This is a genomic window from Pseudooceanicola profundus (assembly GCF_054919315.1).
The window spans coordinates 1828684-1851127 of the sequence record NZ_CM142898.1 but is presented as its reverse complement, the minus strand read 5'-3'; the positions used below and the strand labels follow the sequence as shown (position 1 = coordinate 1851127).

At 68.4% G+C, this 22444-nt stretch carries 17 protein-coding genes; 6 read left to right on the top strand and 11 right to left on the bottom strand.

Features of this window, described 5'->3' with window-relative positions; all coding sequences use genetic code 11:
• The 3 genes from ACX9MO_RS08460 (at position 1) to ACX9MO_RS08450 (ending at position 3807) form a co-directional block, all read left to right on the top strand.
• Positions 1–861, top strand: coding sequence for a shikimate dehydrogenase family protein (locus ACX9MO_RS08460; protein WP_462214207.1), 861 nt, complete (start codon positions 1–3; stop codon positions 859–861).
• A gap of 2 nt (positions 862–863) precedes the next feature.
• Positions 864–2753 carry a bifunctional sugar phosphate isomerase/epimerase/4-hydroxyphenylpyruvate dioxygenase family protein gene (locus ACX9MO_RS08455; protein ID WP_462214206.1) on the top strand — a complete coding sequence of 630 codons (1890 nt, stop codon included), beginning with the start codon at positions 864–866 and terminating at the stop codon, positions 2751–2753.
• A 124-nt stretch (positions 2754–2877) separates the two neighbouring features.
• Positions 2878–3807: a LysR family transcriptional regulator gene (locus ACX9MO_RS08450; protein WP_222490744.1), complete on the top strand. Its 930-nt coding sequence runs from the start codon at positions 2878–2880 to the stop codon at positions 3805–3807.
• Here the strand turns inward: ACX9MO_RS08450 and ACX9MO_RS08445 are convergent.
• The 5 genes from ACX9MO_RS08445 to ACX9MO_RS08425 all read right to left on the bottom strand — a co-directional run bounded on the left by ACX9MO_RS08445 (position 3804) and on the right by ACX9MO_RS08425 (position 10401).
• A complete protein-coding gene (locus tag ACX9MO_RS08445; protein ID WP_462214205.1) occupies positions 3804–5099 on the bottom strand; it encodes a lyase family protein in 1296 nt (431 codons plus the stop codon). The two genes, ACX9MO_RS08450 and ACX9MO_RS08445, sit on opposite strands and share 4 nt — an antisense overlap.
• A gap of 32 nt (positions 5100–5131) precedes the next feature.
• A complete protein-coding gene (locus ACX9MO_RS08440) occupies positions 5132–6949 on the bottom strand; it encodes a dipeptide ABC transporter ATP-binding protein (protein WP_462214204.1) in 1818 nt (605 codons plus the stop codon).
• The gene (locus ACX9MO_RS08435; protein WP_222490747.1) at positions 6946–7869 is read right to left on the bottom strand and encodes an ABC transporter permease; all 924 of its coding nucleotides are present in this window, start codon (positions 7867–7869) and stop codon (positions 6946–6948) included. Before ACX9MO_RS08435 ends, ACX9MO_RS08440 begins: the two co-directional genes overlap by 4 nt.
• The gene (locus tag ACX9MO_RS08430) at positions 7866–8783 is read right to left on the bottom strand and encodes an ABC transporter permease (protein WP_222490748.1); all 918 of its coding nucleotides are present in this window, start codon (positions 8781–8783) and stop codon (positions 7866–7868) included. The genes ACX9MO_RS08435 and ACX9MO_RS08430 overlap by 4 nt, the downstream gene beginning before the upstream one ends.
• A gap of 94 nt (positions 8784–8877) precedes the next feature.
• Entirely contained in the window at positions 8878–10401 is a 1524-nt protein-coding gene (locus ACX9MO_RS08425) for an ABC transporter substrate-binding protein (RefSeq protein WP_462214203.1), read from the bottom strand.
• A gap of 220 nt (positions 10402–10621) precedes the next feature.
• On the opposite strand from ACX9MO_RS08425, the gene ACX9MO_RS08420 reads away from it, so the two are divergent.
• On the top strand, positions 10622–12880 hold the full coding sequence (locus ACX9MO_RS08420; RefSeq protein WP_462214202.1) for a molybdopterin-dependent oxidoreductase: 2259 nt from the start codon (positions 10622–10624) through the stop codon (positions 12878–12880).
• Between the two features lie 223 nt (positions 12881–13103).
• Here the strand turns inward: ACX9MO_RS08420 and ACX9MO_RS08415 are convergent, their stop codons facing one another.
• The 6 genes from ACX9MO_RS08415 to ACX9MO_RS08390 form a co-directional block, all read right to left on the bottom strand.
• Positions 13104–13532 carry a glyoxalase superfamily protein gene (locus ACX9MO_RS08415; RefSeq protein WP_462214201.1) on the bottom strand — a complete coding sequence of 143 codons (429 nt, stop codon included), beginning with the start codon at positions 13530–13532 and terminating at the stop codon, positions 13104–13106.
• A 533-nt stretch (positions 13533–14065) separates the two neighbouring features.
• Positions 14066–16108, bottom strand: a complete 2043-nt coding sequence (locus ACX9MO_RS08410) for a TonB-dependent receptor plug domain-containing protein (RefSeq protein WP_462214200.1) — start codon at positions 16106–16108, stop codon at positions 14066–14068.
• A 145-nt stretch (positions 16109–16253) separates the two neighbouring features.
• Positions 16254–17012, bottom strand: coding sequence for an iron ABC transporter ATP-binding protein (locus ACX9MO_RS08405; protein WP_222490751.1), 759 nt, complete (start codon positions 17010–17012; stop codon positions 16254–16256).
• A complete protein-coding gene (locus tag ACX9MO_RS08400; protein WP_462214199.1) occupies positions 17009–17974 on the bottom strand; it encodes an iron chelate uptake ABC transporter family permease subunit in 966 nt (321 codons plus the stop codon). Before ACX9MO_RS08400 ends, ACX9MO_RS08405 begins: the two co-directional genes overlap by 4 nt.
• Positions 17971–18978: an ABC transporter permease gene (locus ACX9MO_RS08395; RefSeq protein WP_462214198.1), complete on the bottom strand. Its 1008-nt coding sequence runs from the start codon at positions 18976–18978 to the stop codon at positions 17971–17973. Before ACX9MO_RS08395 ends, ACX9MO_RS08400 begins: the two co-directional genes overlap by 4 nt.
• 7 nt (positions 18979–18985) lie before the next feature.
• A complete protein-coding gene (locus ACX9MO_RS08390; RefSeq protein ID WP_462214197.1) occupies positions 18986–19882 on the bottom strand; it encodes a siderophore ABC transporter substrate-binding protein in 897 nt (298 codons plus the stop codon).
• A gap of 234 nt (positions 19883–20116) precedes the next feature.
• Between ACX9MO_RS08390 and ACX9MO_RS08385 the strand changes: the two genes are divergently transcribed.
• Entirely contained in the window at positions 20117–21556 is a 1440-nt protein-coding gene (locus tag ACX9MO_RS08385; RefSeq protein ID WP_222490754.1) for a LysR family transcriptional regulator, read from the top strand.
• Positions 21557–21903: 347 nt separating this feature from the next.
• Positions 21904–22443 (top strand): YqhA family protein, encoded by a 540-nt coding sequence (locus tag ACX9MO_RS08380; RefSeq protein WP_462214196.1) that lies wholly within the window; start codon positions 21904–21906, stop codon positions 22441–22443.
• Position 22444 lies beyond the last annotated feature (1 nt).

The following is a 22444-nucleotide window of genomic DNA, read 5'->3' as shown; positions in this document are numbered from 1 at the left end:
ATGACCCAGGCAGCGCCTGACCTTCTTCTGGGCCTGATCGGCGACAATATCGCCAAATCCCGCTCGCCCCTCCTACACCAGCTGGTGGGGCGGCAGAACGACATGGTGGTCCGCTATGACCGCCTGATCCCGCGCGAGCAGGGCAAGGACTTCGACGACCTCTTTGCCTGGTGCCCCGGCGCGGGCTACCGCGGGATCAACGTGACCTACCCCTACAAGGAACGCGCCTTTGCCAAGGTGACGGTCGAGGACCCGCTGGTCCGCTCGGTGGGCGCGGTGAACACCGTGCTCTTCGACGCCGAGGGCGCCAAGGGCCACAACACCGATTTCTCCGGCTTCATGGCCGCCTATCGCGCCGCGCGGGGCGAGACGCCCCCGGGCGCGGTGCTGATGATCGGCACCGGCGGCGTGGGCCGGGCCGTGGCCTTCGGGCTGCTGGGGCTCGGCGCCTCGGCGCTGCGCCTCGTGGACCGGGACCTGTCCAAGGCCGAGGCGCTGGCGGATGAACTGCGCACGGCCGGCAAGGGCGTCGAGGTCACGGTGCATTCCGACGCGGCCGAGGCCGCCACGGGCGCACAGGGGCTGATCAACTGCACCCCCGTCGGCATGGTCGGCTACGAGGGCACGCCACTGCCCGCCCCCGCCATGGCCGGGTCGGAGTGGGTCTTCGACGCCGTCTATACCCCCACCGACACGCAGTTCCTCCAGGATGCGGAAGCCGCCGGCCTGCAGATCATCTCGGGGTGGGAGCTCTTCTTCTGGCAGGGCGTCCACGCCTGGACGCTGTTCTCGGACGGCAAACCCCTCGACACGGGTGCCCTGCGTGCGGCACTCTTGGATCCAGCGACGACGGAGGAATGACCATGAAGACCGCGATCGCCACCGTTTCGATCTCGGGCAACCTGCGCCAGAAGCTGGAGGCCATCGCGGCCGCCGGCTTCGACGGGATCGAGATCTTCGAACAGGATTTCATCGCCGATGCGGGCAGCCCGCGCGACGTGGGCCGGATGATCCGTGATCACGGTCTCGAAATCCCGCTGTTCCAGCCATTCCGCGACTTCGAGGGCCTGCCCGGCGCGCTGCGCACCAAGGCCTTCGACCGGGCCGAGCGCAAGTTCGACCTGATGCAGGAATTGGGAACCGACCTCGTGCTGGTCTGTTCCACCGTCCACCCCGAGGCCTTGGGCGGGATCGACCGCGCCGCCGAGGATTTCGCCGAACTGGGCGAACGGGCGGCCAAGCGCGGCCTGCGCGTGGGCTACGAGGCGCTCGCCTGGGGCCGTCACGTGAACGATCACCGTGACGCATGGGAGATCGTGCGCCGCGCCGATCATCCCAACATCGGGGTCATCCTCGACAGCTTCCACACGCTGTCGCGCGGGATCGACCCCGAAACCATCAGGCGCATTCCCGGCGACAAGATCTTTTTCGTCCAGCTGGCCGATGCGCCCAAGATCGACATGGACCTGCTCTACTGGTCGCGCCACTTCCGCAACATGCCGGGCGAGGGAGACCTCGACGTGACCGCCTTCATGCGGGCCGTGACGGCGGCGGGCTACACCGGGCCGATCAGCCTCGAGATTTTCAACGACCAGTTCCGCGGCGGCTCGCCCAGGACGATCGCCAAGGACGGCTACCGCTCGATCATCGCGCTGATGGACGACGTGCGCCGGGCCGAGCCTGACGTGACCGTCGACATGCCCCCGATGCCCGCAAGGCTGGAGCTGACGGGGACCGAGTTCATCGAGTTCGCCAGCCGCGGGGCCGAGGCCGAGACCCTCGGCAAGCTGCTTGCCTCGCTCGGCTTCCGGGCCATCGGGCACCACATGTCGAAGAAGCTCACCCTCTGGCAGCAGGGCGACATCCGCATCGTGGTGAACAGCGAGCCCGGCGATTTCGCGGGCACCGCCTACAATGTCCACGGCACGACGATCTGCGACGTGGGCATCGGCGTCTCCTCTGCCCATGACACCGTGGCCCGCGCCACCGCGCTCGGGGCCGAGGCCTTCAGCCAGCCGCTGGTGCCCGGGCAGCTCGACATTCCGGCGATCCGGGGGCTTGGCGGCTCGATCCTGCACTTCCTCGATGACAGCGACGCGCTGCGCGATGTCTGGAAGGTGGAATTCACCGTGGACGAGGACGCCGACACCACCGGCACCGGGCTGACCCGCGTCGACCACGTGGCCCAGACCATGACCTATGACGAGATGCTGTCGTGGTCGCTGTTCTACACCTCGCTCTTCGACATGAAGAAGGCGCCGATGTTCGACGTGGTGGACCCGGACGGGCTGGTGCGCTCGCAGGCGCTTGCCGCCAGCAATGGGGCGCTGCGGATCACCCTCAACGGGGCCGAGACGCACCGCACCATGGCGGGCAGCTTCCTTGCCGACAGTTTCGGTGCCTCTGTCCAGCACGTCGCCTTCGAGACGGACGATATCTTCGCCTGTGCCGCCAAGCTGGCCGAGAATGGCTTCGAGGCGCTGCCGATCTCGCCGAACTACTACGACGACCTCGCCGCGCGTTTCGATATCGCGCCGGAGGTGCTGGAGGCCATGCGCGCCGCCAACATCCTCTACGATGCCGATGCGCAGGGGGAGTATTTCCAGATCTACTCCCGCCCCTTCGCGGGCGGCATGTTCTTCGAAATCCTCGAACGCCGCGGCGCCTACGACGGCTATGGCGCGCCGAACGCGCCCTTCCGCATCGCCGCGCAGAAGCGGGTCACCCGGCCCGCCGACATGCCGCGCCAATAGGGTCGAAACCGCCGTATAGAGCCTGATATACGAGAGTCCCGCCCGCCGCCGTGCCGGCGGGACTCTTGACTTTCTGCCGCCGTTCACCGCCAATCCTTGCAATTCGCGCAAGGGAGGTGTGACGATGAACCTGCGGGCCCTGCAACTGTTCCGGAACATCGTGCTCACCGGCTCCCTGACCGAGGCGGGCGAGCGGATCGGGCTGTCTGCCTCTGCCGCCAGCCGTCTTCTGGGACAGTTGGAGAGCCAAGTGCAACTCACGCTCTTCTCCCGCTCGCGGCGCAACCTGCAACTGACCGAGGACGGCGCGCGCTTCTACCAGCAGATCGGCAATACGCTCGACGGGATCGAGGAGATCCCCGCCATCGCCCGCGACATCCGGGATCAGGGCGGGCGGCACCTTTCCGTCGTCACCGCGCCGCCGCTGGCCAATGCCCTCGTCGTGCCCGCGATCACTGCCATGCGGGCGGGTGGTGCCGGATTCAACTGCAACGTCCAGACCGAGAGCCGCTTCGGCATCGAGAGCAAGGTCGCCGCGCGGGGCTACAACCTCGGCGTCATCTCCCTGCCGGTGCAGAACGAGATCATCGCCCTCGACATCATGCCGCTGATCCGCGCGCGCTATTCGATCCTCATGCCCCAGGATCACCCCCTCGCCACGCGGGAGGAGGTGACAGTACAGGACCTCGCCACGCAGCCTCTGGTCTCGCTCACCACCGGGCAGCTCTGGCGCAACCGGCTGGAGGAGGTCATGGGCGACGCGGGCCTGCGCACCGAGGTGGCGTTCCAGACCGGTTCGACCCTCGTGACCGTGGAAATGGTGCGCCATGGCCTTGGCCTGACGCTGATCGACCCGGTCTGCGTGCCCGCCACGGCCCTTGGCGGCGTCACCATGCGCCCGCTGGCGGGGGATCACTGGCTGACCTATGCCTCGATCCGTGCGCAGGGGCCGCAGTCCGACCTTGCCGAGGGCTTCCTCGACGCGCTCTCGGGCGTGATCGAGCGGCGCCGGGCGGACACCCCGGCGCTCGCCGATCTGGTCTACCTGATCTAGCCTGCCAGCTGCCCGGCCCGCGCCCGCGCCATCTCCGCCGCGTCCCGCGCGATACGGGCGCTGTCGCCGGTATAGGCGGCGGGATCGAGGGCGGCTTTGATCTCTGCCGCGCTCAGATGCACCGTCAGCTCGGGCGCGGCGGTCAGCACCTCCAGCGGCGGGCGCCCAGCCCCGTGTTCCAGCGCGTGATGCACGATGTCATGCGCCTGTGCCCGGCCGGTCAGCGGGGCCAACCGCATCATCAGGTTCTCCGTCGCGATGCCCCCACCCGACAGCGCGGCATTCTCGGCCATCCGGGTGCGGTTCAGCGCGATCCGTCCCAGCAGCTGGCGGAAATCCTCGACCATGGTCCATCCCAGCGGCACGGCCCGGTCCAGCACCGCGCTGAGAAGCCCGTTCTGCGCCGCGTCGCCCTCGTGGCTCGACCGCCCGGTTTCCAGCGCGGTCCCGGCAAGGCCGCGCAGCTCCGCCGCCTGCGCCAGCACCTTGACCACGAACTTGGGGTTCACCTTGTGTGGCATGGTGGAGGAGCCGACAGTGCCCGCGTCCAGCACCTCCGCCACCTCGCCGATTTCCTGCGTCATGAGCAGGTAGAGTTCCCCCGCCACCCGCTCGATCGTCATCGCCAGCATGGACAGCTGCACCACGTATTCCGCGAAGAGGTCATTGCCCGTGCGGCCCGGCACCAGCAGCTCCCGCAGGCCCAGCCGGGCGGCAAGCCGGCGGTTGATCTCCTGTCCCTGCACGCCGAAGGCCTGCATCGCCCCGACGGCCCCGCCGAAGGGCAGCGCAAAGAGCCGGGCGCCCGCGTCCTCCAGCCGGTCGGCGGCGCGACAGATCTCCTCGATCCAGCCGGCGACCTTGAAGCCGAAGGTGATCGGCAGCGCGTGCATCCGGTTGGTGCGCCCGGCGGTCAGCGTCTCGGCCTCGGCCTCGGCCAGCGCGCCCAGCCGGTCGAGCGCGCCGGAGAGCCCCAGCCGGATCGCCTGATCGGCCTGCCGGATCAGCAGGATGCGCCCGGTCTGCATCACGTTCTGCGTGGTGGCCCCCCAGTGGACGTAATCGCCTGCGGGCCCGGCGGCCTGCGACAGCAGCCGCGTCAGTGACAGCACGGGCGCCAGCGTGCGCCGGATGTCGGCCTCCAGTGCCTCGACGCCGAGGGTTTCCAGCGTGGCGGCCTTGCGGATCGCCACGGCGGCCTCAGCGGGGATGATCCCCATCTCCGCCTGCGTCTCGGCCAGGGCGGCCTCCACGTCCAGCCAGGACTGCCAGAGCGTTTCACGTGAAAACAATGTCGCCGCAGTGAGGACCTTGCCGGGAGAATTCATTCGGCCACCTCGATTTCGTCTGGTTTCGTCTCGAATCTGGGCGCGGCCGCCAGCAGGTTGATCGTATAGGCATGGCTGGGATGGGAGAGGACCTGCGCGGTCGCCCCCTCCTCCACGATGCGGCCCTGGTACATGACGGCGACCCGGTCCGCGATCTGGTGCACCACGGCCATGTCATGGGTGATGATCAGGCAGGTCAGCCCCATTTCGGCGCGCAGGTCGTCGAGCAGGTTGAGGATCTGCGCCTGCACCGAGACATCGAGTGCCGAGGTCGGCTCGTCACAGATCAGCGCCTCGGGCCGGGTCACGAGGGCACGCGCGATGGCCACCCGCTGCCGCTGCCCGCCGGAGAGCTGGCTGGGATAGGCATGGAGCAGGCGCTTCGGCAGGCGGACGAGGTCCATCGCGTCGCGCACGGCCTGATCGGCGCGCTCCTTCTCGCCGCGCAGGACGAGGGGGCGGGCGATGATCTCGGACAGGCGGCGGCGCGGGTTCAGGCTGGAATAGGGATCCTGGAAGATCGGCTGGACGAAGCCCGCCCGTTCCGCGCCGCTCAACTCCGCCACCGGGCGGCCCAGCATCGTCACCTCGCCCGAGGTCGGCGTGGCCAGCCCCAGCAGGATGCGCGCCAGCGTCGACTTGCCGGACCCGCTCTCGCCGATCAGGGCCAGCGTCTCGCCCCGCTTCAGGGTCAAATCCACGTTGTTTAGAGCCTGAATCTCGCGTTTCGGGCCAAAGAGACCCTTGCGGCTGTGGAACACCTGCGAAACCGCGCGGGCGCTGATCACCGCCTCGCCCACGGGTTCCGCATGGGCGCGCAGGGGTTCGGCCACGCGGCGGCCCGTGGGGGGCGTCGTCAGCACGCAGAGGCAGGAATGATCGGGTCCATGCTGCCGCTCCGGCGGGCGGGCGGCGGTACACTCGGCCCGGGCATGGGCGCAGCGGGGCGCAAAGACGCAACCCAAGGGTGGCGACATGAGCGAGGGCACGGTGCCGGGGATGGCGCCGAGCCGCGCAGGCGCATCGCCCAACTGCGGAATCGCCTGCAACAGGGACTGTGTATAGGGATGCGCGGGGGCCCGCAGCACCGCCTGAGACGCGCCCTGTTCGATGATCTCGCCACCATACATCACCGCCACGTGGTCCGAGCGTTCGGCCACCACGGCGAGGTCGTGGGAGATCAGGATCATACCCATCTGCCGCTCGCGCCTCAGGTCATCCAGCAGGTCGAGGATCTGCGCCTGCACGGTGACATCGAGTGCGGTCGTCGGCTCGTCCGCGATCAGCAAGTCGGGGTCCAGCATCAGGGTCATGGCGATCATGACGCGCTGCCGCTGGCCGCCGGACATCTGGTGCGGATACTGCCCCATGCGCCCCTCGGGATCGGGGATGCCGACACGGTCCAGCAGGTCGATGGCCTTGCGGCGGGCCTCGGTGCCCGACAGCAGGCCGCGCATCACCGCACCCTCGGTCATCTGGCGGCCGATGGTGTAGACCGGGTTGAGCGAGGTCATCGGCTCCTGGAAGATCATGCCGATGCGGGGGCCGGCGATCTGCCGGGTGAAGCTGCGGTCGTCCAGATCGCGCAGGTCCTGCCCGGCGAGGGCAAGGCGCGTCGCCTGACAGTCGGCCCCGCGCGGCAGCAGCCGCATCAGCGCCAGTGCCGACATGGACTTGCCCGAGCCGCTTTCGCCCACGATCCCCAGCGTGCCGCCCTGATCGAGCGAGAGGGAGACATCGCGCACCGCGTGCAGCGTGCCGTTGGGCAGGGGCAGCGCGACGGAGAGGCCCTGAATATCGAGAAGTCTGGTCATTTCGAACGGCCCTCCGGCGAGGTGATGTCACGCAGCCCGTCGCCCATCAGGTTGGCACCGATGACCAGCAGGAAGAGGCAGATGCCCGGCAGGACCACCAGCCACGGGCGGTAGAACATGGCCTGCTTGCCCTCGGCGATCATAAGGCCCCAGGACGGCGTGGGCGGTTGGATACCGACGCCCAGGAAGCTGAGCGAGCTTTCGGCAAGGATCGCGATGCCCAGTTCGAAGGTGAAGATCACGATGATCGAGGAGGCGAGGTTGGGCAGGATCTCGTGCCAGATGATCTGGCGCGGGGTGGCGCCCGAGGCCGCGGCGGCGGCGACGAAATCGAGGCTGCGGATGCGCTGAGTCGCGGCCCGTGTCACCACGAGGTAATAGGTCCAGTGCAGCACGCCGACGATCCCGATCACGACCCAGATCGAGGGGCCGATGATGAAGACCAGCGCCATGGCCAGCAGCAGCCCCGGCAGCGCCAGCTGCGCGGTCAGCAGGAAGCTGATGGCGTGGTCCACCCAGCCGCCGAAGTAGCCCGCAAGCACCCCCAGCGTGACGCCGATCAGCATGCCGATGGTGGCCGCGCCGACACCGATGGTGATCGAGACGCGGGTGCCGTAGATCAGCCGCGACAGGTAATCGCGCCCGTTCTGGTCGGTGCCCAGCAGGTAGTCAGGATTGCCGCCCTCGGCCCAGACGGGGGGCAGCATCCGGTTGGCCAGCGATTGCTGGAAGGGATCGTGCGGCGCGATGTAGGGCGCCAGCAGGGCGATCAGCGCGATCAGCAGCAGCAGGCCCGCCCCGATCAGGAAACCGGTGTGGCCAAAGAGCCTCTGGCGGAAGATCTGGCCGGGGGTCAGCCCCTCGGCCTCGGCCTCCGGGCCGCTTTCGACGGCGGCGAGTGTCATGTCAGTGTCGGTCATCCGATCCGGATCCTCGGGTCAAGCGCCGCATTCAGGATGTCGGCGAGCAGGTTCATGGCGACGAAGACGATGGCGAAGACGAAGATCAGCATCTGCACGGTCGGGATGTCCGCGCCGAGGATCGATTCCAGTGCCAGCCGTCCCAGCCCGTTGATGGCAAAGATGCTTTCGGTGATGACGGAGCCGCCGAATTTCTGGCCCAGCTGCACCGCCAGGACCGAAATCACCGGCAACAGCGCGTTGCGCAGCGCATGGCGTTGCAGCAGCGGCCAGCCGCGGAAGCCCTTGGCCCGTGCGGTGCGGATGTAGTCGGCCCCCATGACCTCGATCAGGCCGGTGCGCGTCAGCCGCATCACGGCCGGCACCGAGGAGGCCCCCAGCACGAAGGCCGGCAGGACGAAGTGGCGCCACGTGTCATCGCCCGACACCGGGAAGATCGGGACCATGACGCCGAAGAGGATGATCATGATCAGCCCCAGCCAGAAGTTCGGCACCGCCTGCGCCGAGACGGCGACGCCGAGGGCGAAGCGGTCGATCCAGCTGTTGGGGTTCAGCGCGGCGAGGGCGCCCAGCGGGATGGCGATCAGGATGGTGACCGCGAGGGCCGAAAAGGCCAGTGTCAGGGTCTCATCGGCGCGATCGACGACCAGTTCCGCCACCGGCTTGTGCCAGTAGTAGCTTTCCCCGAAATCGCCCTGAAGCACCCCGCCGAGCCATTCGGCGTAGCGCACCGGCATCGGCTGGTCGAGCCCGTAGCGGGCGCGGATCGCCTCCACCACGTCGGGGGTGGCATCCTCGCCGGCGATGGCCTGTGCCGGGTCTGTGGCGACGTTGAGAAGGAAGAAGGCGGCAAGTGACACGGTAAAGGCCACGAGCAGGGCGAGGAGCCCCCTGAGCGCGATGTATCTGAGCATTGTGGTCTCCGGCTGGGATCAGGCGGGCGGGGTCAGACCGGCTGGGTCTGGCGAACCGGGGTCTGGCGGGGCCGCGCGGGCCCCGCCACCGGCATCATTTCCAGCTGGCGTGCTGCAGGCGCGGCAGCCCGTCCGGATCGAGCGGGAAGTCGAGGTCCGGCGAAACAAGGTAGTTCGCCGAATAGGTGAAGAGCGGCGCCCAGTAGGCTTCGTCCGCGATCTTGCCCAGCGCCTCGGAGTAGATCTCCTTGCGCTTCTCCTGATCCGCCGTCTGTTCGGCCGAGAGGACCAGCGTCTCGAGGTCCGCATCGCCCGACATGTTGCGGTCGCTGTCGGAGAAGTGGATGCGCGCGATGGCCGCCGTATCCGCCGTGCCGCCCGAGCCCCAGGTGCCGAAGTAGGCCGGGATATCGCGGGCCGCGCGGGCCTGGTTCAGGCTCTCCAGCTTGACGTAGCGCAGGTTCACATCGATCCCCACGGCGGTCAGGTCCGCCGCCACCGCTTCGGCCGCGGCCTTGTCGCGATAGGCCCAGAGCTCCAGCGGGAAGCCATCGGCAAAGCCTGCCTCGGCCAGCAGGGCCTTGGCCTTCTCGGGGTCGTAGGGATAGGCGGTGACGGATTGGTCACAGCCGAACTGCGCCGGGTGGCAGGCGGTGTGGATCGCCTCGGCAGAGCCGCCGATCAGGTATTTCGCCATCTCCTCGGTGTTCAGCGCGTGGTTGATCGCCTGCCGCACGCGGACATCGGTCAGCGGGCCTTCCGGATCGGTGTAGCCATGGGCGTCGAGCACGATGAAGCCCACCCGCAGGTCCGCGCCGCTGAGGTGCGAGGCCATCGGCGTCTTGCCGAGGCTCTCCGCCAGATCGAGCGGCACCTTGAACATCCAGTCCACGCCGCCCGACATCAGTTCGGCCTGCTGGGTGCCCACGTCGGGGATGTTGCGCACGATGATCTTCTGGATCGCGGGCTTGTCGCCGAAGTAGTCCTCGAAGCGTTCCAGCACCAGTTCGGTGCCCGGCTCGAAGGAGGTGACCTTGTAGGGGCCGGTCGCGATCAGGTCGCTCGCCATGGCGTCGCGGTTGATCGTGCCGTTGGCGTCATAGGTGCCGGCCTTGCGGATCATGATCCGGTTCGCCATGTCGCGGATCACCAGCGGATAGACCGAGGCGAGGTGGAAGCGCACCTTGTTCGGCGCAACGACCTCGGCGTTCTCCAGCCAGCGGGAGACGACGCCGGTGGCATTCGACTCGCTCTCGGGGGATTTGATCCAGTTGTAGCTGTAGGCCACATCCTCGGCGCTCAGGGTGCTGCCGTCGTGGAACTTGACGTCCTCGCGCAGGGTCACGTCCAGCGTGGTGTCATCGACGAAATCATAGGCAGTCGCGATGGAGGGCTGTACCTCCTGCGTGTCCGGGTCGATGGTGAAGAGCGTGGCATCGGTCAGCTGCGCGAGGATGATGTACTCGCGCTTGGTGGTGTAATTGTAATCGAGGTTCAGGATCTCTTCGGCCATGGCGGCGCGAAGCGTATCGTCGTTCTTGCCGGCGTGGGCCGGTCCGAAGGACAGGGCAAGTGCAATGGCACTTGCAGCGCCAAGAGCGCGCAAGCGGAAATTCATGATAAGGTTCCTCCCAAAACGTAAGCGAAGCCTAGCGCGGCGGATTCGTTTCTAAAATTGAAAATATCCCAAGATTACTTGCAACCGACGCAAGAGTCGTCGCACAGGCTTCGGGCAGCGCAAGGGAATGGCCCCCCGCGCAGGGGGCCCTTTGCGGCGCGCCCGCTTCCCCCCGGCGGGACCCGGCAGTAGGGTCGCGCCGCGCAACAGGAGACGACAGATGGCCGATGGATCGCAACGACAGACAAGGGTGACATCCAGCCACTGGGGCGCCTTCGAGGTGGACGTGGAGGGCGACCGCATCGTGGCCGCCCGGCCCTTCGCCGATGACCCGAACCCCCATGCGGTGCCCTATGTCATCCCCGCCGCCGTGCATCACGCGACGCGCATCCAGCGCCCCGCGATCCGGCGCGGCTGGCTTGAGGGCCGCCGCAAGGAGGGACGCGGCAGCGATGAGTTCGTCGACCTGCCCTGGGACGAGGCGCTGGAGATCGCGGCGCAGGAACTGGACCGCGTGCGCAGGACCCACGGCAACGAGGCGATCTTCGGCGGCTCCTACGGCTGGTCCTCCGCCGGGCGGTTCCACCATGCGCAGAGCCAGGTGCACCGGTTCCTGAACGCCATGGGCGGCTATGTCGCCTCCTTCGGCAGCTATTCCACCGGCTGCGCCCAGTCGATCATGCCCCATGTCTTCGGCGAGAACTTCCTGAGCCTGATCTACGACAATCAGGACAGCTGGGAAGTGATCCACGACCACACCGATACCATCGTGATGTTCGGGGGGATCAATCCCAAGAACTCGCAGGTTTCCATGGGCGGCGTGACCGAACATGGCACGGCGGGCTGGATCGCCAAGCTGCTGGCCAAGGGCACCTATTGCCTCAACGTGGGCCCGCAGCGCGTGGATGCCCCCGAGGGCTGCGACTGGCTGCCGCTGACGCCCGCCTCGGACACGGCGCTGATGCTGGCGCTGGCCTATGTGCTGGAGGAGGAGGGGCTGACGGATCATGCCTTCCTCGACCGCTACAGCACCGGGTTCGCGCGGTTCCGCCCCTACCTCATGGGCGACAGCGACGGCACGCCCAAGACGCCCGAGTGGGCCGCCCCGATCTGTGGCTGCGACGCCGGGACGATCCGCACGCTGGCGCGCCGGATGGCGGCGGGCCGCACGCTGATCACCGTGGCATGGTCCCTGCAGCGCGGCGAACATGGGGAGCAACCCTATTGGATGTCCGCCGTCCTGGCGGCGATGCTGGGGCAGATCGGCCTGCCCGGCGGCGGTGTCGGCTATGGCTACGGTGCGATCGGCGGCGTGGGCAAGGTGCTGCGCCGGATGGGCGGGATGACCCTGCCGCAGGGCGACAACGCGGTCTCCACCGTGATCCCCGTGGCGCGGATCGCGGACATGCTGCGCAACCCCGGACAGGATTACGACTTCAACGGGCGGCGCGGCCCCTACCCCGATATCCGGCTGATCTACTGGGCCGGCGGCAACCCGTTCCACCACCATCAGGACCTGAACGCCCTGCACGACGCGTGGCAGCGGCCCGAGACGATCCTCGTGAACGAGATCTGGTGGACGCCCACGGCGAAACGCGCCGACATCGTCTTCCCCGCCACCACCTCCTACGAGCGCGAGGACATTGGGCGCTCCTCGATGGATGAATACCTCTTCCACATGCCGCAGATGATCCCGCCCGTGGCCGAGGCCCGGGACGATTACGACATCTTCGCCGGGATCGCCGCGCGGATGAAAGGCGATGTGGAGGCGGTGTTCACCGAGGGCCTGAGTTCGACCGAATGGATCGAGGCGCTCTATGCCGATTACCACGACCGCGCGCAGGCCGACGGGATCGACGTTCCGACGCTGGAGGCCCTGCGGGAGAAGAACTGGGTCCGTCTGCCGATCATCCTGACCGGGCCTCAGGAGACGGTTCTGTCGCGCTTCCGGGCCGATCCGGAGGGGGCCGCGCTCAAGACGCCCTCGGGCAGGATCGAGATCTTCTCGGAGACGATCGACGGCTTCGGCTACGACGATTGCCCGGGCCATCCGGTCTGGCTGCCGCCCAGTGAATGGCTGGGCACTGCATCCGAGGCCACGCCGCTGCACCTCGTCTCTCCGCAGCCCGGCGACAAGCTGCACAGCCAGCTGGAGGCCGCGCTGGCCGACCGTCCCGGCGCCCGGCCCGAGACGCTGCTGATCCACCCCGCCGATGCCGCCCCGCGCGGGATCGAAAGCGGGATGCTGCTGCGGGTCTTCAACGCCCGTGGCGCCGTGCGGGCCCGTGCGCAGGTGAGCGAGGACATCCGCCCCGGTGTCGTGGCCCTGCCCACAGGTGCATGGTTCGGCGATCCCGGCGGCAATATCGACCCGCACGGCAACCCCAACGTCCTGACGAAGGACGTGGGCACCTCACGCCTCGCGCAGGGCAGCAGCGCCCATACCGCTCTGGTTCAGGTCGCGGCGCAGGAGGGCTGAGCCCCCTGCACCGTCTCTTGGCCGGGACAGGCGCCGGATGACCCTCGGAGGCCGTCCGGCACCTGTCCGACCGGGCGTGAGTCTACGGGCCCGGAATGCCGGGCCTGTCCGACCGGGACGATCGAGCCGAACCTGAGGTTACGGGCGCGAGATACGGGCCTGAGGCAACGCAGCCCCGGCATCAGGGATCACGTCTCGGTGCAAGCCCGGACCCGCTGCCGCCTCAGCCCAGCACCCGATCCACCACCAGATGCGGCCTGCCGTCCGAGGTGCAGCTGTGGCTCCGGCCCTCGGTGTCCAGCGTGGCGTGGATGCGGTGCCGCCAGTTCGAGAAATGCTCGGACTGCACGGTGTCCACCGGCGCATCCAGCTTGATCTCGACTTTGCGGAAGCCCTCGGGACCGGACAGGCCCACGACCTCGCCCCGGCAACTCTGCCCGAGGTAGCGCGCCTCGACCCGGGACCCGAGTTTCAGCTCCGGCGGCGCATTGCCGAGACCCAGCCGCGCGTGCAGCGTGTTCCAGTCCCGCGCGCCATGCTGCTGCGCCACGAGTTCGAGCGCCTGTGAATGGCTGACGGCGGTGCCCTGCGCGGCGAGGGCCTGCCGCAGGGCCTTGGCCTGCGCCTTGGCGGCGTCGATGGTAAGGGTCATGCCGCCCCCTCCACCTGCCTTTGCGGGGTGGCGTCCGTTGCGCGGCGTCGTACCCCGCCCGCGCCCGTCAGGACAGGGATCGGCACAGGGGATGTGGTCTCAAATCGTAAAGATGCGTGTCTTCGGGACATCGCTCACTCCTCCGGAGAGGCATTTCGGATCGGGAGGGTGCCTGCATTGCCCACCTTCGAAATGCTTCGGGGGTGAGATGTCGTAACGCTCCGGGCTTCACCGTGACACATGTCTGCAGGCGGCAGGTGCCCGGCACCTTGCGCCTTCGATACGCCGGAACGCGCGGCATGACAAGCCGCGGAGGCGGGCGGCGGAGGCGGGCGGCGGTTCAGGTGGAGCGCGCAAAGGTCTTCGCCTGACGGCCCACCCCGTCGAAAAACGACCACCGGCGGAGATGCCGCCGGTGGTCCTGTCTCTTGGCCCTGTCTCCTGATGCGGGCCCCCGGCCCCAACGCGGGACGCGGGCCCGGACCCGGCCGTCGGCGGTGGGTGGCACCGCCGACGGCTTCAGGGCTCCGGTCTCAGAACCGCGTCGTCAGGCCGACCCGGAACAGCCGCCCGTTTTCACGATACGACACCGTGTCGTCGGGCTGCTGGTCGAACAGGTTGTCGATGCCGAAGTTCACCCGCGCCGTGTCGGTCACGTCGTAGGTCATGCCGACATCCACGAGGAAATAGGGATCGCTGTTCTGCCCCGCGGGCACCGCGTTGGCTTCGTCCTCGCCCAGCGAGGCCTCGGTGATGTAGCCCGCCTGACGCCCGACATAGGTCACCTGCCCGTTCAGGGTCAGCCGGTCATTCGCCCGCCACGACAGCCCGGTGGTGATGTTCAGCTCGGGCGTGGTGGCCATCGGGTAGGTCTCGTCCATGAAGTCGTACTTGAACTCCGACAGGGCGATCCAGGTGAAGGTGTTCGACCAGGTCAGATCGGGGCTCACGTCGAAGGACATGCCGCCCTCGACACCGGCGGTGCGGCCTTCGTCGATGTTGGTGCGCTGGAAGATGTCGTAGCCGCTCTCGTTCTGCTCGCCGGTGCGCATGGCGCCGAACATGTTGGTGACGTCGTTGTAGAAGGCCGTCACCTCCCACGACAGGCCCGCGCCCTGGTAGTTCAGCCCGATCTCGTAGTTGTCCGAGGTTTCGGGTTCGAGGTCGGGGTTGCCGATGATGTTGCAGGGCCCGGGATAGGGTTTGCAGCCATTCCCTCGCGAGGCGATCAGGTAGTCGGGGTTGAGCGAGCGCAGGTCCGGCGCGACGAAGGCCTGGGAATACCCCGCCTTCAGCATCAGCCCGCTGCCAAGGTCGTAGTTCGCGTAGATCCGCGGCGTGACGTGGAGGCCGTATTCCTCGTGCTGGTCGAGGCGCAGGCCAGCCGTCAGCTTCAGCGCATCGGTCACCTGGTAACGGCCCTCGGCATAGAGCGCACCGGTCACGACCGAGCCGCCGATCTCGGCGTTGTTGCGGTTGGTCTGGTTGTCCTTCAGCTTGTCCCGCGCCACTTCGAGGCCGAAGGTGTATTCCAGCTCGCGGTCGGCGATGTAGGCGAAGTTGTTGTACCGGCTTTCGAGGGTGACCGTGTCATATTCGATCGCGTCGCCCCAGTAGCCGTCGCTCTCCCAGGGCTCATTGGTGCTGTGCTCATAGCGCAGGTAGGTCGACAGGGTGCCGCCGGCGATCTGCCAGTCGTTGGTCAGCGCGACGCCGGTCTTTTTCAGGCGGTTGCCGTCGTGATCGTCGTAGGCGAGGTAGTTTTCCTGGCTGTGGGTCGCCTCGACGCCCCAGGTGACGGCAGAACTGGGCGACCATGTCAGCGACGTCCCGATCTGGTGCACCTTGGAGCCGAGCGTCCCGCTGACGGAGGCCTCTTCGCCCTCCTCGTCGACGTAGGTGAAGGGCTCCGGCGCATCCTGCTTGGAATACTTGCCCCAGATCGCCATGTTCACCGTCTCGGAGAGCTTGCCGCTGAAGTAGCCCGAGATCTGGCGGCTCGGCGCCGTCGTGTCGTCAGAGCCGGTGGTGTATTCCGCCGTGACCGAGCCGGACCAGATGTCGCCGGGCTCCTTGGTGATGATGTTGATCACCCCGCCCATGGCGTCAGAGCCGTAGAGCGTGGACATCGGACCCCGGACCACTTCGATCCGGTCGATGGCATCCACGGGAATCGTGCTCAGATCACCCTGATAGTCGCGCAGCATCGCACCGGAGGAACTGATCCGCTTGCCGTTGACGAGGTAGAGCGTCCGGCTGGAGGACATGCCGCGGAAGGACACATCATTGGTGCCGCTGTTGCCGCGCGTCAGGTTCAGGCCGGGGATCTTGCGCAGCACGTCGGTCAACTCGCGCGCGCCTTCCTTCTCGATGGTCTCGCTGTCGATGACCGAGATCGAGGCCGGCGCATCCTGCACCGTGGTTTCGCCGCCCGAGGCGGATTGCACCATGATCTCGTCCAGCGCGATCACGCTGGTGTCGTCGCTGTCCTGCGCGGCCAGCGGCGTGGCCGCCAGCAGGCCCGTGAGGCCGATGGCACTGGACCGCCGCAGGCGGCCGATGAGGGAGTGGGTCAAGGGACTGTCCTTCCGTTTCACGTGAGTGCCCGTGTCCGCCTCTGGCTGCCCCCGCAGGGCCATAGCTGGATGGGAGAAGGCATTTTGTCGGCGCCGGGAGAGGGGCGCCGAGATATGGCCCCGTTCAACCGGGGCACGTTGCGGGCTAGCCGAACACATCGACCAGCGGCTTCCCCTGCCGCTCGGTCACGTCCAGATCCAGCCCGTAGAGGTCGCGCAGGATGGCCGGGCGGATGACCTCGTCGGGCCTCCCCACCACCTGCAGGCGTCCGTTCTTCATGGCGATGATGCGATCCGCATGGCGGGCCGCGAAATTCAGGTCGTGCAGCACGGTCACGACGGTCTTGCCCAGATCCTCCGCCGCGCGCCGCAGCAGGTGCATGACCGAAACCGCGTGCCGGATGTCGAGGCTGTTGAGCGGCTCGTCGAAGAAGGCGTATTCCGTGTCCTGCGCCAGCACCATGGCGATGAAGGCGCGCTGCCGCTGCCCGCCGGAAAGCTCGTCGAGGAAACGGTGCCGGTAGGGCGCGATGTCCACCAGCGCCAGCGCGCGCTCGATCTCGGCCCGGTCGGCCTCTGTCAGGCGGCCCTTGGAATAGGGGTAGCGCCCGAAGGCCACGAGGTCGGCCACCGTCAGCCGCGCGGTCATGGCATTGTCCTGCCGCAGCACCGTCAGCTGCCGGGCCAGCACGTCGCCCTTGATCCGAAGGATGTCCTGTCCATCCAGCGTCACATGCCCCCGGTCCGGGGTCTGGAGCCGCGAGATCATCGAGAGCAGCGTGGATTTCCCCGCGCCGTTCGGGCCGATGATCGCCGTCAGCCCGCCGCGCGGCAGTTCCAGCGCCTCGACGTCCACGACCCAGTCGCCAGCGTATGTTTTGCCAAGGTTTTCGACACGGATCATCGGGCACGCTCGATCAGAAGGAGGATGAAGAGAAGGCCGCCGAGGAATTCGATCACCATGCCAACGGTGCCGGTGAAGCCCAGCACGCGCTCCAGCACCACCTGCGCGCCCACCAGCAGCAGCGCGCCCAGCAGGCCCGCCAGAGGCAGGGTCAGGCGCAGCGGCGCACCGGGCAGCAGACGATAGGCAAGGTTGGCGACCAGCAAGCCGAAGAAGGTGATCGGCCCCACGAGGGCGGTGGAGGCGGCGACCAGCAGGGTCACGATCAGGAAGACCTCGGCCGTCAGGCGCCGGTGCGGCACACCTACCGCCAGCGCCCCATCGCGCCCGAGGATCATCGCGTCGATCGCGGGCAGCCGCCAGATCGCCCAGAGGCTCGCCGCCGCCACCAGCGCGGCCGACATGGCCAGTACCTGCGGATCGGCGCCCGAGAAGGAGGCGAAGAGCCGGTCCTGCAGCACGAGGAATTCGCCCGGGTCGATCAGCCGTTGCAGCAGCCCCGCGACCGACCGGAAGAGCACGCCGAAGATGATGCCCACCAGCAGCAGCAGTTCGAGGCTCTGCGCGATGCGGCCGAAGAGCCAGCGGAAGAGCAGCGTCGAGAAGGCCACCATCGCCGTCAGCTCGCCGAGGAAGACGAGGACGGGGTTCCATTGCGTCACCGTGGCCGCGCCGATCAGGAAGACCGCCAGCGTCTGGATCAGCATGAAGAGCGCATCGAACCCCATGATCGAGGGCGTCAGGATCTGGTTGCGCGAGATGACGTGGAACAGCACGGTCGAGACCGGCACCGCCCAGGCTACCAGCAGGATCGTCAGCAGTTTCTCGCCCCGGTAGGACAGCACGAAGGACCAGCTGCCGACCGCGCCGAGGGTCATGTAGACCGCCACGGCCAGCGCCATCAGCCCGCCCAGCGACAGGGCCAGCAGCCGGGCCCTGTGAAAACGTGCGTCGGGGCTCATGCGCGTTGGCTCCGCAGCAGCAGGACGAGGAAGACCACCGCCCCCAGCACGCCCATGGTCACGCCGATGGGCAGCTCGTAGGGGTGGAAGATCAGCCGTCCCGCGATGTCGCAAGCCAGCGTCATCACCGCGCCCAGCAGCGCCACGGCGGGCAGCGCCCGGCGCAGGTTGTCCCCCACGCGGCGCGACACGAGGTTGGGCACGATGAGGCCGAGGAAGGGGATGAAGCCCACGGTCACCACGATGCAGCCCGCCACGGCGGCGACGATGGTGATCCCAAGCGCCAGCACCTGACCGGGGTTCAGCCCCAGCGTCTTCGCCATGCTGTCACCAAGGCCCGCCAGCGTGAAGCGGTCGGCAAAGACCCAGGCCAGCGCGGTGAAGCCCGCGGCGAGGTAGAGCATCTCGTAGCGGCCCGAGAGGACGATGGAGAAATCCGCCGACATCCACGCGCCCAGCGATTGCATCAGGTCCATCTGCCACGCGATGAAACTGGCCGCCGCCCCGATCACCGCGCCGTAGGAAATCCCCAGCAGAGGTGGCATCAGCGGCGACCAGCGCGGCACCGCGCGCAGCAGCAGCAGGAAGAGCCCGGTGCCCCCCCATGCGAAGAGCGCGGCGATCCCCATGCGGGTCATCGGCGAAGCGGCAGGCAGGAAGATCACCGCGAGCAGCAGCCCGAGGGCGGCACTGTCCACGGTGCCCATGGTGGTGGGATCGACGAAGCGGTTCTGCACCAGCCGCTGGATGATCAGCCCGGTGATCGCCGAGGACATGCCGGCGAGGATCAGCGCCGCGGTGCGCGGCAGGCGGCTGGTGAGCAGCAGGCCCGCGGTGTCGGGATCGGCCAGCAGCCCGCGCAGGCCCAGCTGCCCCGCGCCGACCACGAGGCTGACCCCGGTCAGCACGACCAGTGCCAGCAGCCCGCCCCAGACCATCAGGGCCCCGGCGCGGTCACTGCCGCCCCGGGCCCCTGAGGGCGATATGTCCACCGCGCCGCTCACCCCTGCCTCAGTTGTCGAGCGCCTGCGAGATTGCCTTGGCGCTGTCGATCATCGCGGTGACGCCCGCGCCGACGAGGTACCAGTGGCTCGGCTCGAGGTAGACGATATGCCCGGCCTCGGCGGCGGCGGTGCCATTCACCATCGCATTGTCCAGCATCTGCGCCGCAGGCTGGCCATCACGGCCGATGGCGGCATCCCGGTCCACCACGAAGATCCAGTTCGGGTTCACCTCGCGAATGAACTCGAAGGAGATCGGCTGACCGTGGTTGCCGGCCTTCACCTCCTCGATCGCCGGGGTGAAGCCCATCTCGTTGTAGAGGATGCCGAAGCGGCCCGCGTCGCCATGGGTGCTCATCCGCCCGCCGGTGGTCAGCAGGGTCAGCGCGGGGCCGGCCTCGGCGGCCTTGGCCTTGACCTCGGCAAGGGCGGTTTCCAGCTCCGCCACCTTGTCCTCGGCGGCCTCTTCGGCGCCGTAGAGCATGCCGAGCGTCGCCGCGTTGCGCTTGATCGAGGCGAGCATGTCCGTCGTCTCGGCGGTCAGGTCGATGATCGGGGCGATCCGGGCGAGCTCGTCATAGGCCTGCGCGGAGCGGCCCGCGACGATGATCAGGTCGGGCTGCAGCGCCGCCACCTGCTCCACGTTCGGCTCGAAGGGCGAGCCGAGCTTGGTGTAGCTGTCGGCGTCGTATTTCGAGAGATACTCGGGCAGGACCATGGTCGGCACGCCCGCGACCTCGCCGCCGATGGCGTCGATCAGGTCGAGCACGGCAAGGTCCATGGTGACCACGGTTTCGGGCAGGCCGTCGAGGGTGACATCGCCGCGAGCGGTCTGGACGGTCACGTCCTGCGCGCTGAGGGTGGTGGCCGAACAGGCCAGCAGGACGGCGCCGAGAAGGGAACGCATGAGAAACTCCTTGAGATCGGGGACCGGCACGGAACCGGTGAACATCAACCAAGGGGCGTTGGCTTGGGACGGGCGCCCCGGGGGAAGGGGCGGCCCCTGGCAGGGCCCGGTGGAAAGAGACCGAGGGGAGGCACCCTCTTTCCGACTGTTTTTATCGGCTATATCTATGTAGGACGGAGTTCAAAGCGTTCCGTTTTTGAATCATTCCAAGTTAACCGCAGCGAAATTTGCCCGATGACCGATCCCCAGCCGCTTGAGACCCCGCTTGCCGACCCGGCCCAGTTCCGTCTGCTGGTGGCCTTCGACGCGCTGCTGGTCGAGGGCAGCGTGGGCCGCGCCGCCGCGCGCATGGGGCTCAGCACCCCGGCGATGAGCCGGATGCTGAAACAGCTGCGCAGCCACTACGGCGATCCGCTCTTCGAGCGGACCGGAACCGGCATGATCCCCACGCCCTTCGCGGAGGAATTGCGCCTGCGCCTGCGGGCGCTGGTGTCGGAGGCCAACGCCCTGCTGGCCCCCCGCCCGGCCAAGGCCGCGCCGCTGACCCCGCACCCGCCACTCTCCCTCGACGAGGCCGCGCCCTTCGGCGGCGGGCCCGATGCCGCCATGCTGTCGCGCAGGCTGGCCCGCGCCAGTGCCTCGCCCGAAGGCTCTGCGCGGCTGTCAGGCTATGTGGCGATGATCGGCAATGCCGCCGGACGCACCCGGCCGATGACGGAGGAGGAGGCAGAGGACGCCTTCGGCATCGCCCTGCGGGACGAGGCCCACCCGATCCAGCTGGGCGGCCTCCTCGTCGCCTTGCAGAGCCGCGGCGTGACCGAGGCGGAGCTCGCGGGCTTCACCCGCGCCGCCCGGGCCTCCTTTGACGGGCCGCCCCCTGGCAGCGGCCCGGTGGACCTCGACTGGCCCGCCTACCTCAGCCCGCGGGCGCAGGGGGCGCCGTGGTTCCTGCTGTCCGCCCGGCTGGTCGCCCGGGCCGGCTACCGCGTGCTGGTCCATGGCACGGCGGAAGGTCTGGTGCACCGGGCCTTCCTGCATGCGGGCCTCTCGGTCGCACCGGCCCGGCAGGAGCGGCTGTGCTTCCTGCCGGTCGAAGGCTTCGCCCCCGAGGTCGGCCGGATGCGCGCGGTGCGGCGGCTGATCCAGATGCCGACGGCGGCGCAGTTCGTGCTGGCCCTGCTGAACCCCGAAGGCGCGCGCGTCAGCCTGCTGGGGCAACGCCAGCTGGGCCGCCCCGGGCTGCAACGCGACGTGATGCACCGGCTGGGCTGGCCCGAGGGCTTCGTGCTGAACGGGCTGCGCGACGTGGCACAGGCCCTGCCCGATGGTGTGCAGCACCTGTTCTGCCTCAGGCACGGCGCGACATGGGACGAGGACCTGCCCCGGCTGGCGGTCAGCCGCGCCGAGCAGACCCGCGCCGCCACGCCCGAGTTCAACCGGCTGGAATACTGGCAGGCGGTCTGGGACGGCGAAGTCACCGATCCGATGGCCGAGGCGATCGTCCGGGAAACCGCCGCCGTCGCCCTGCGCGCCGTCGACGCGCGCCTGACGCCGGACGCAGCCCGCGAGATGGCGCAGCGCCTGTGGCAGGAGCGCAGGCCCGGCGCGCGCAGCACGGGGTCCGGCGGGCCCGCCCCGACGCCGCGCGCGACCGATCCCGCCGGCGGAGACTGACGGGACCGCGGGTGCCCCGCGTCATCGGGGCAGGCGGAACGGCGCTCGCCCCTCGGCCATGGGGCCAGAGCCTCTGCCACGGCCCGCGATGATCGACAGCGGCGCAGCAGTGCCCCTTTAGGCCCGCCGCGGGCCCGGTGGCGACGATCAAGATCTTGCGTCCTGAGCCCTGCCGGATAGGCTTTCCACAGGTCCCGGCGGGTGGCGCGGCCCGCGCGGCGCGGCTCGATCCATGCGGGACCTGCGTGTGAGTAACCCCGGAGGTCCGCCTTGAGCCCGCACCATCCGATCGTTCCGCGTCACAGCGCCCCCGGGCGCAAGGCACGCGCCTGTCGGGGGATCAGCCCATGACCGATCCCCTCCGCCACAGCCCGAAACCGAACCGGGTCCGGCTGTTCGTCGAACAGCTGATCCTCGAAATCCGCTGGCTGCAGCTTCCGCTGCTCCTCGGCCTCGTCATCGGCCTGCTGGTGCTGGAGCTGAAGTTCCTCGGCTATCTCTGGCAGGTCATCGCCCAGTTTCGGGAGCTGAACCGCACCGCGATCATCCTGCTGACCCTCGACATGATCGACATGGTGCTGATCGCGAACCTCGTGGTGATGGTGGTGATCAGCGGCTACAAGATCTTTATATCGTCGATGTACCTGAACGAGGACCAGCTGCCGCGCTCCATGGGCGGGGCCACGGCGGGCGGGCTGAAGGTCCGCATCGCGACGACGATCCTGCTGATCTCCTCGATCCACCTGCTGCACATCTTCCTCGCCCCGAACGAGCTGGAGAACAACGACCTCTACTTCGTCCTCGCCGCGCAGGTGGTCTTCGCGCTGACCGCGGTGGCCTTCGTGATCATCGACCGGCTGGAGCCCTCGGGCGGCGAAGAGGGCTGAG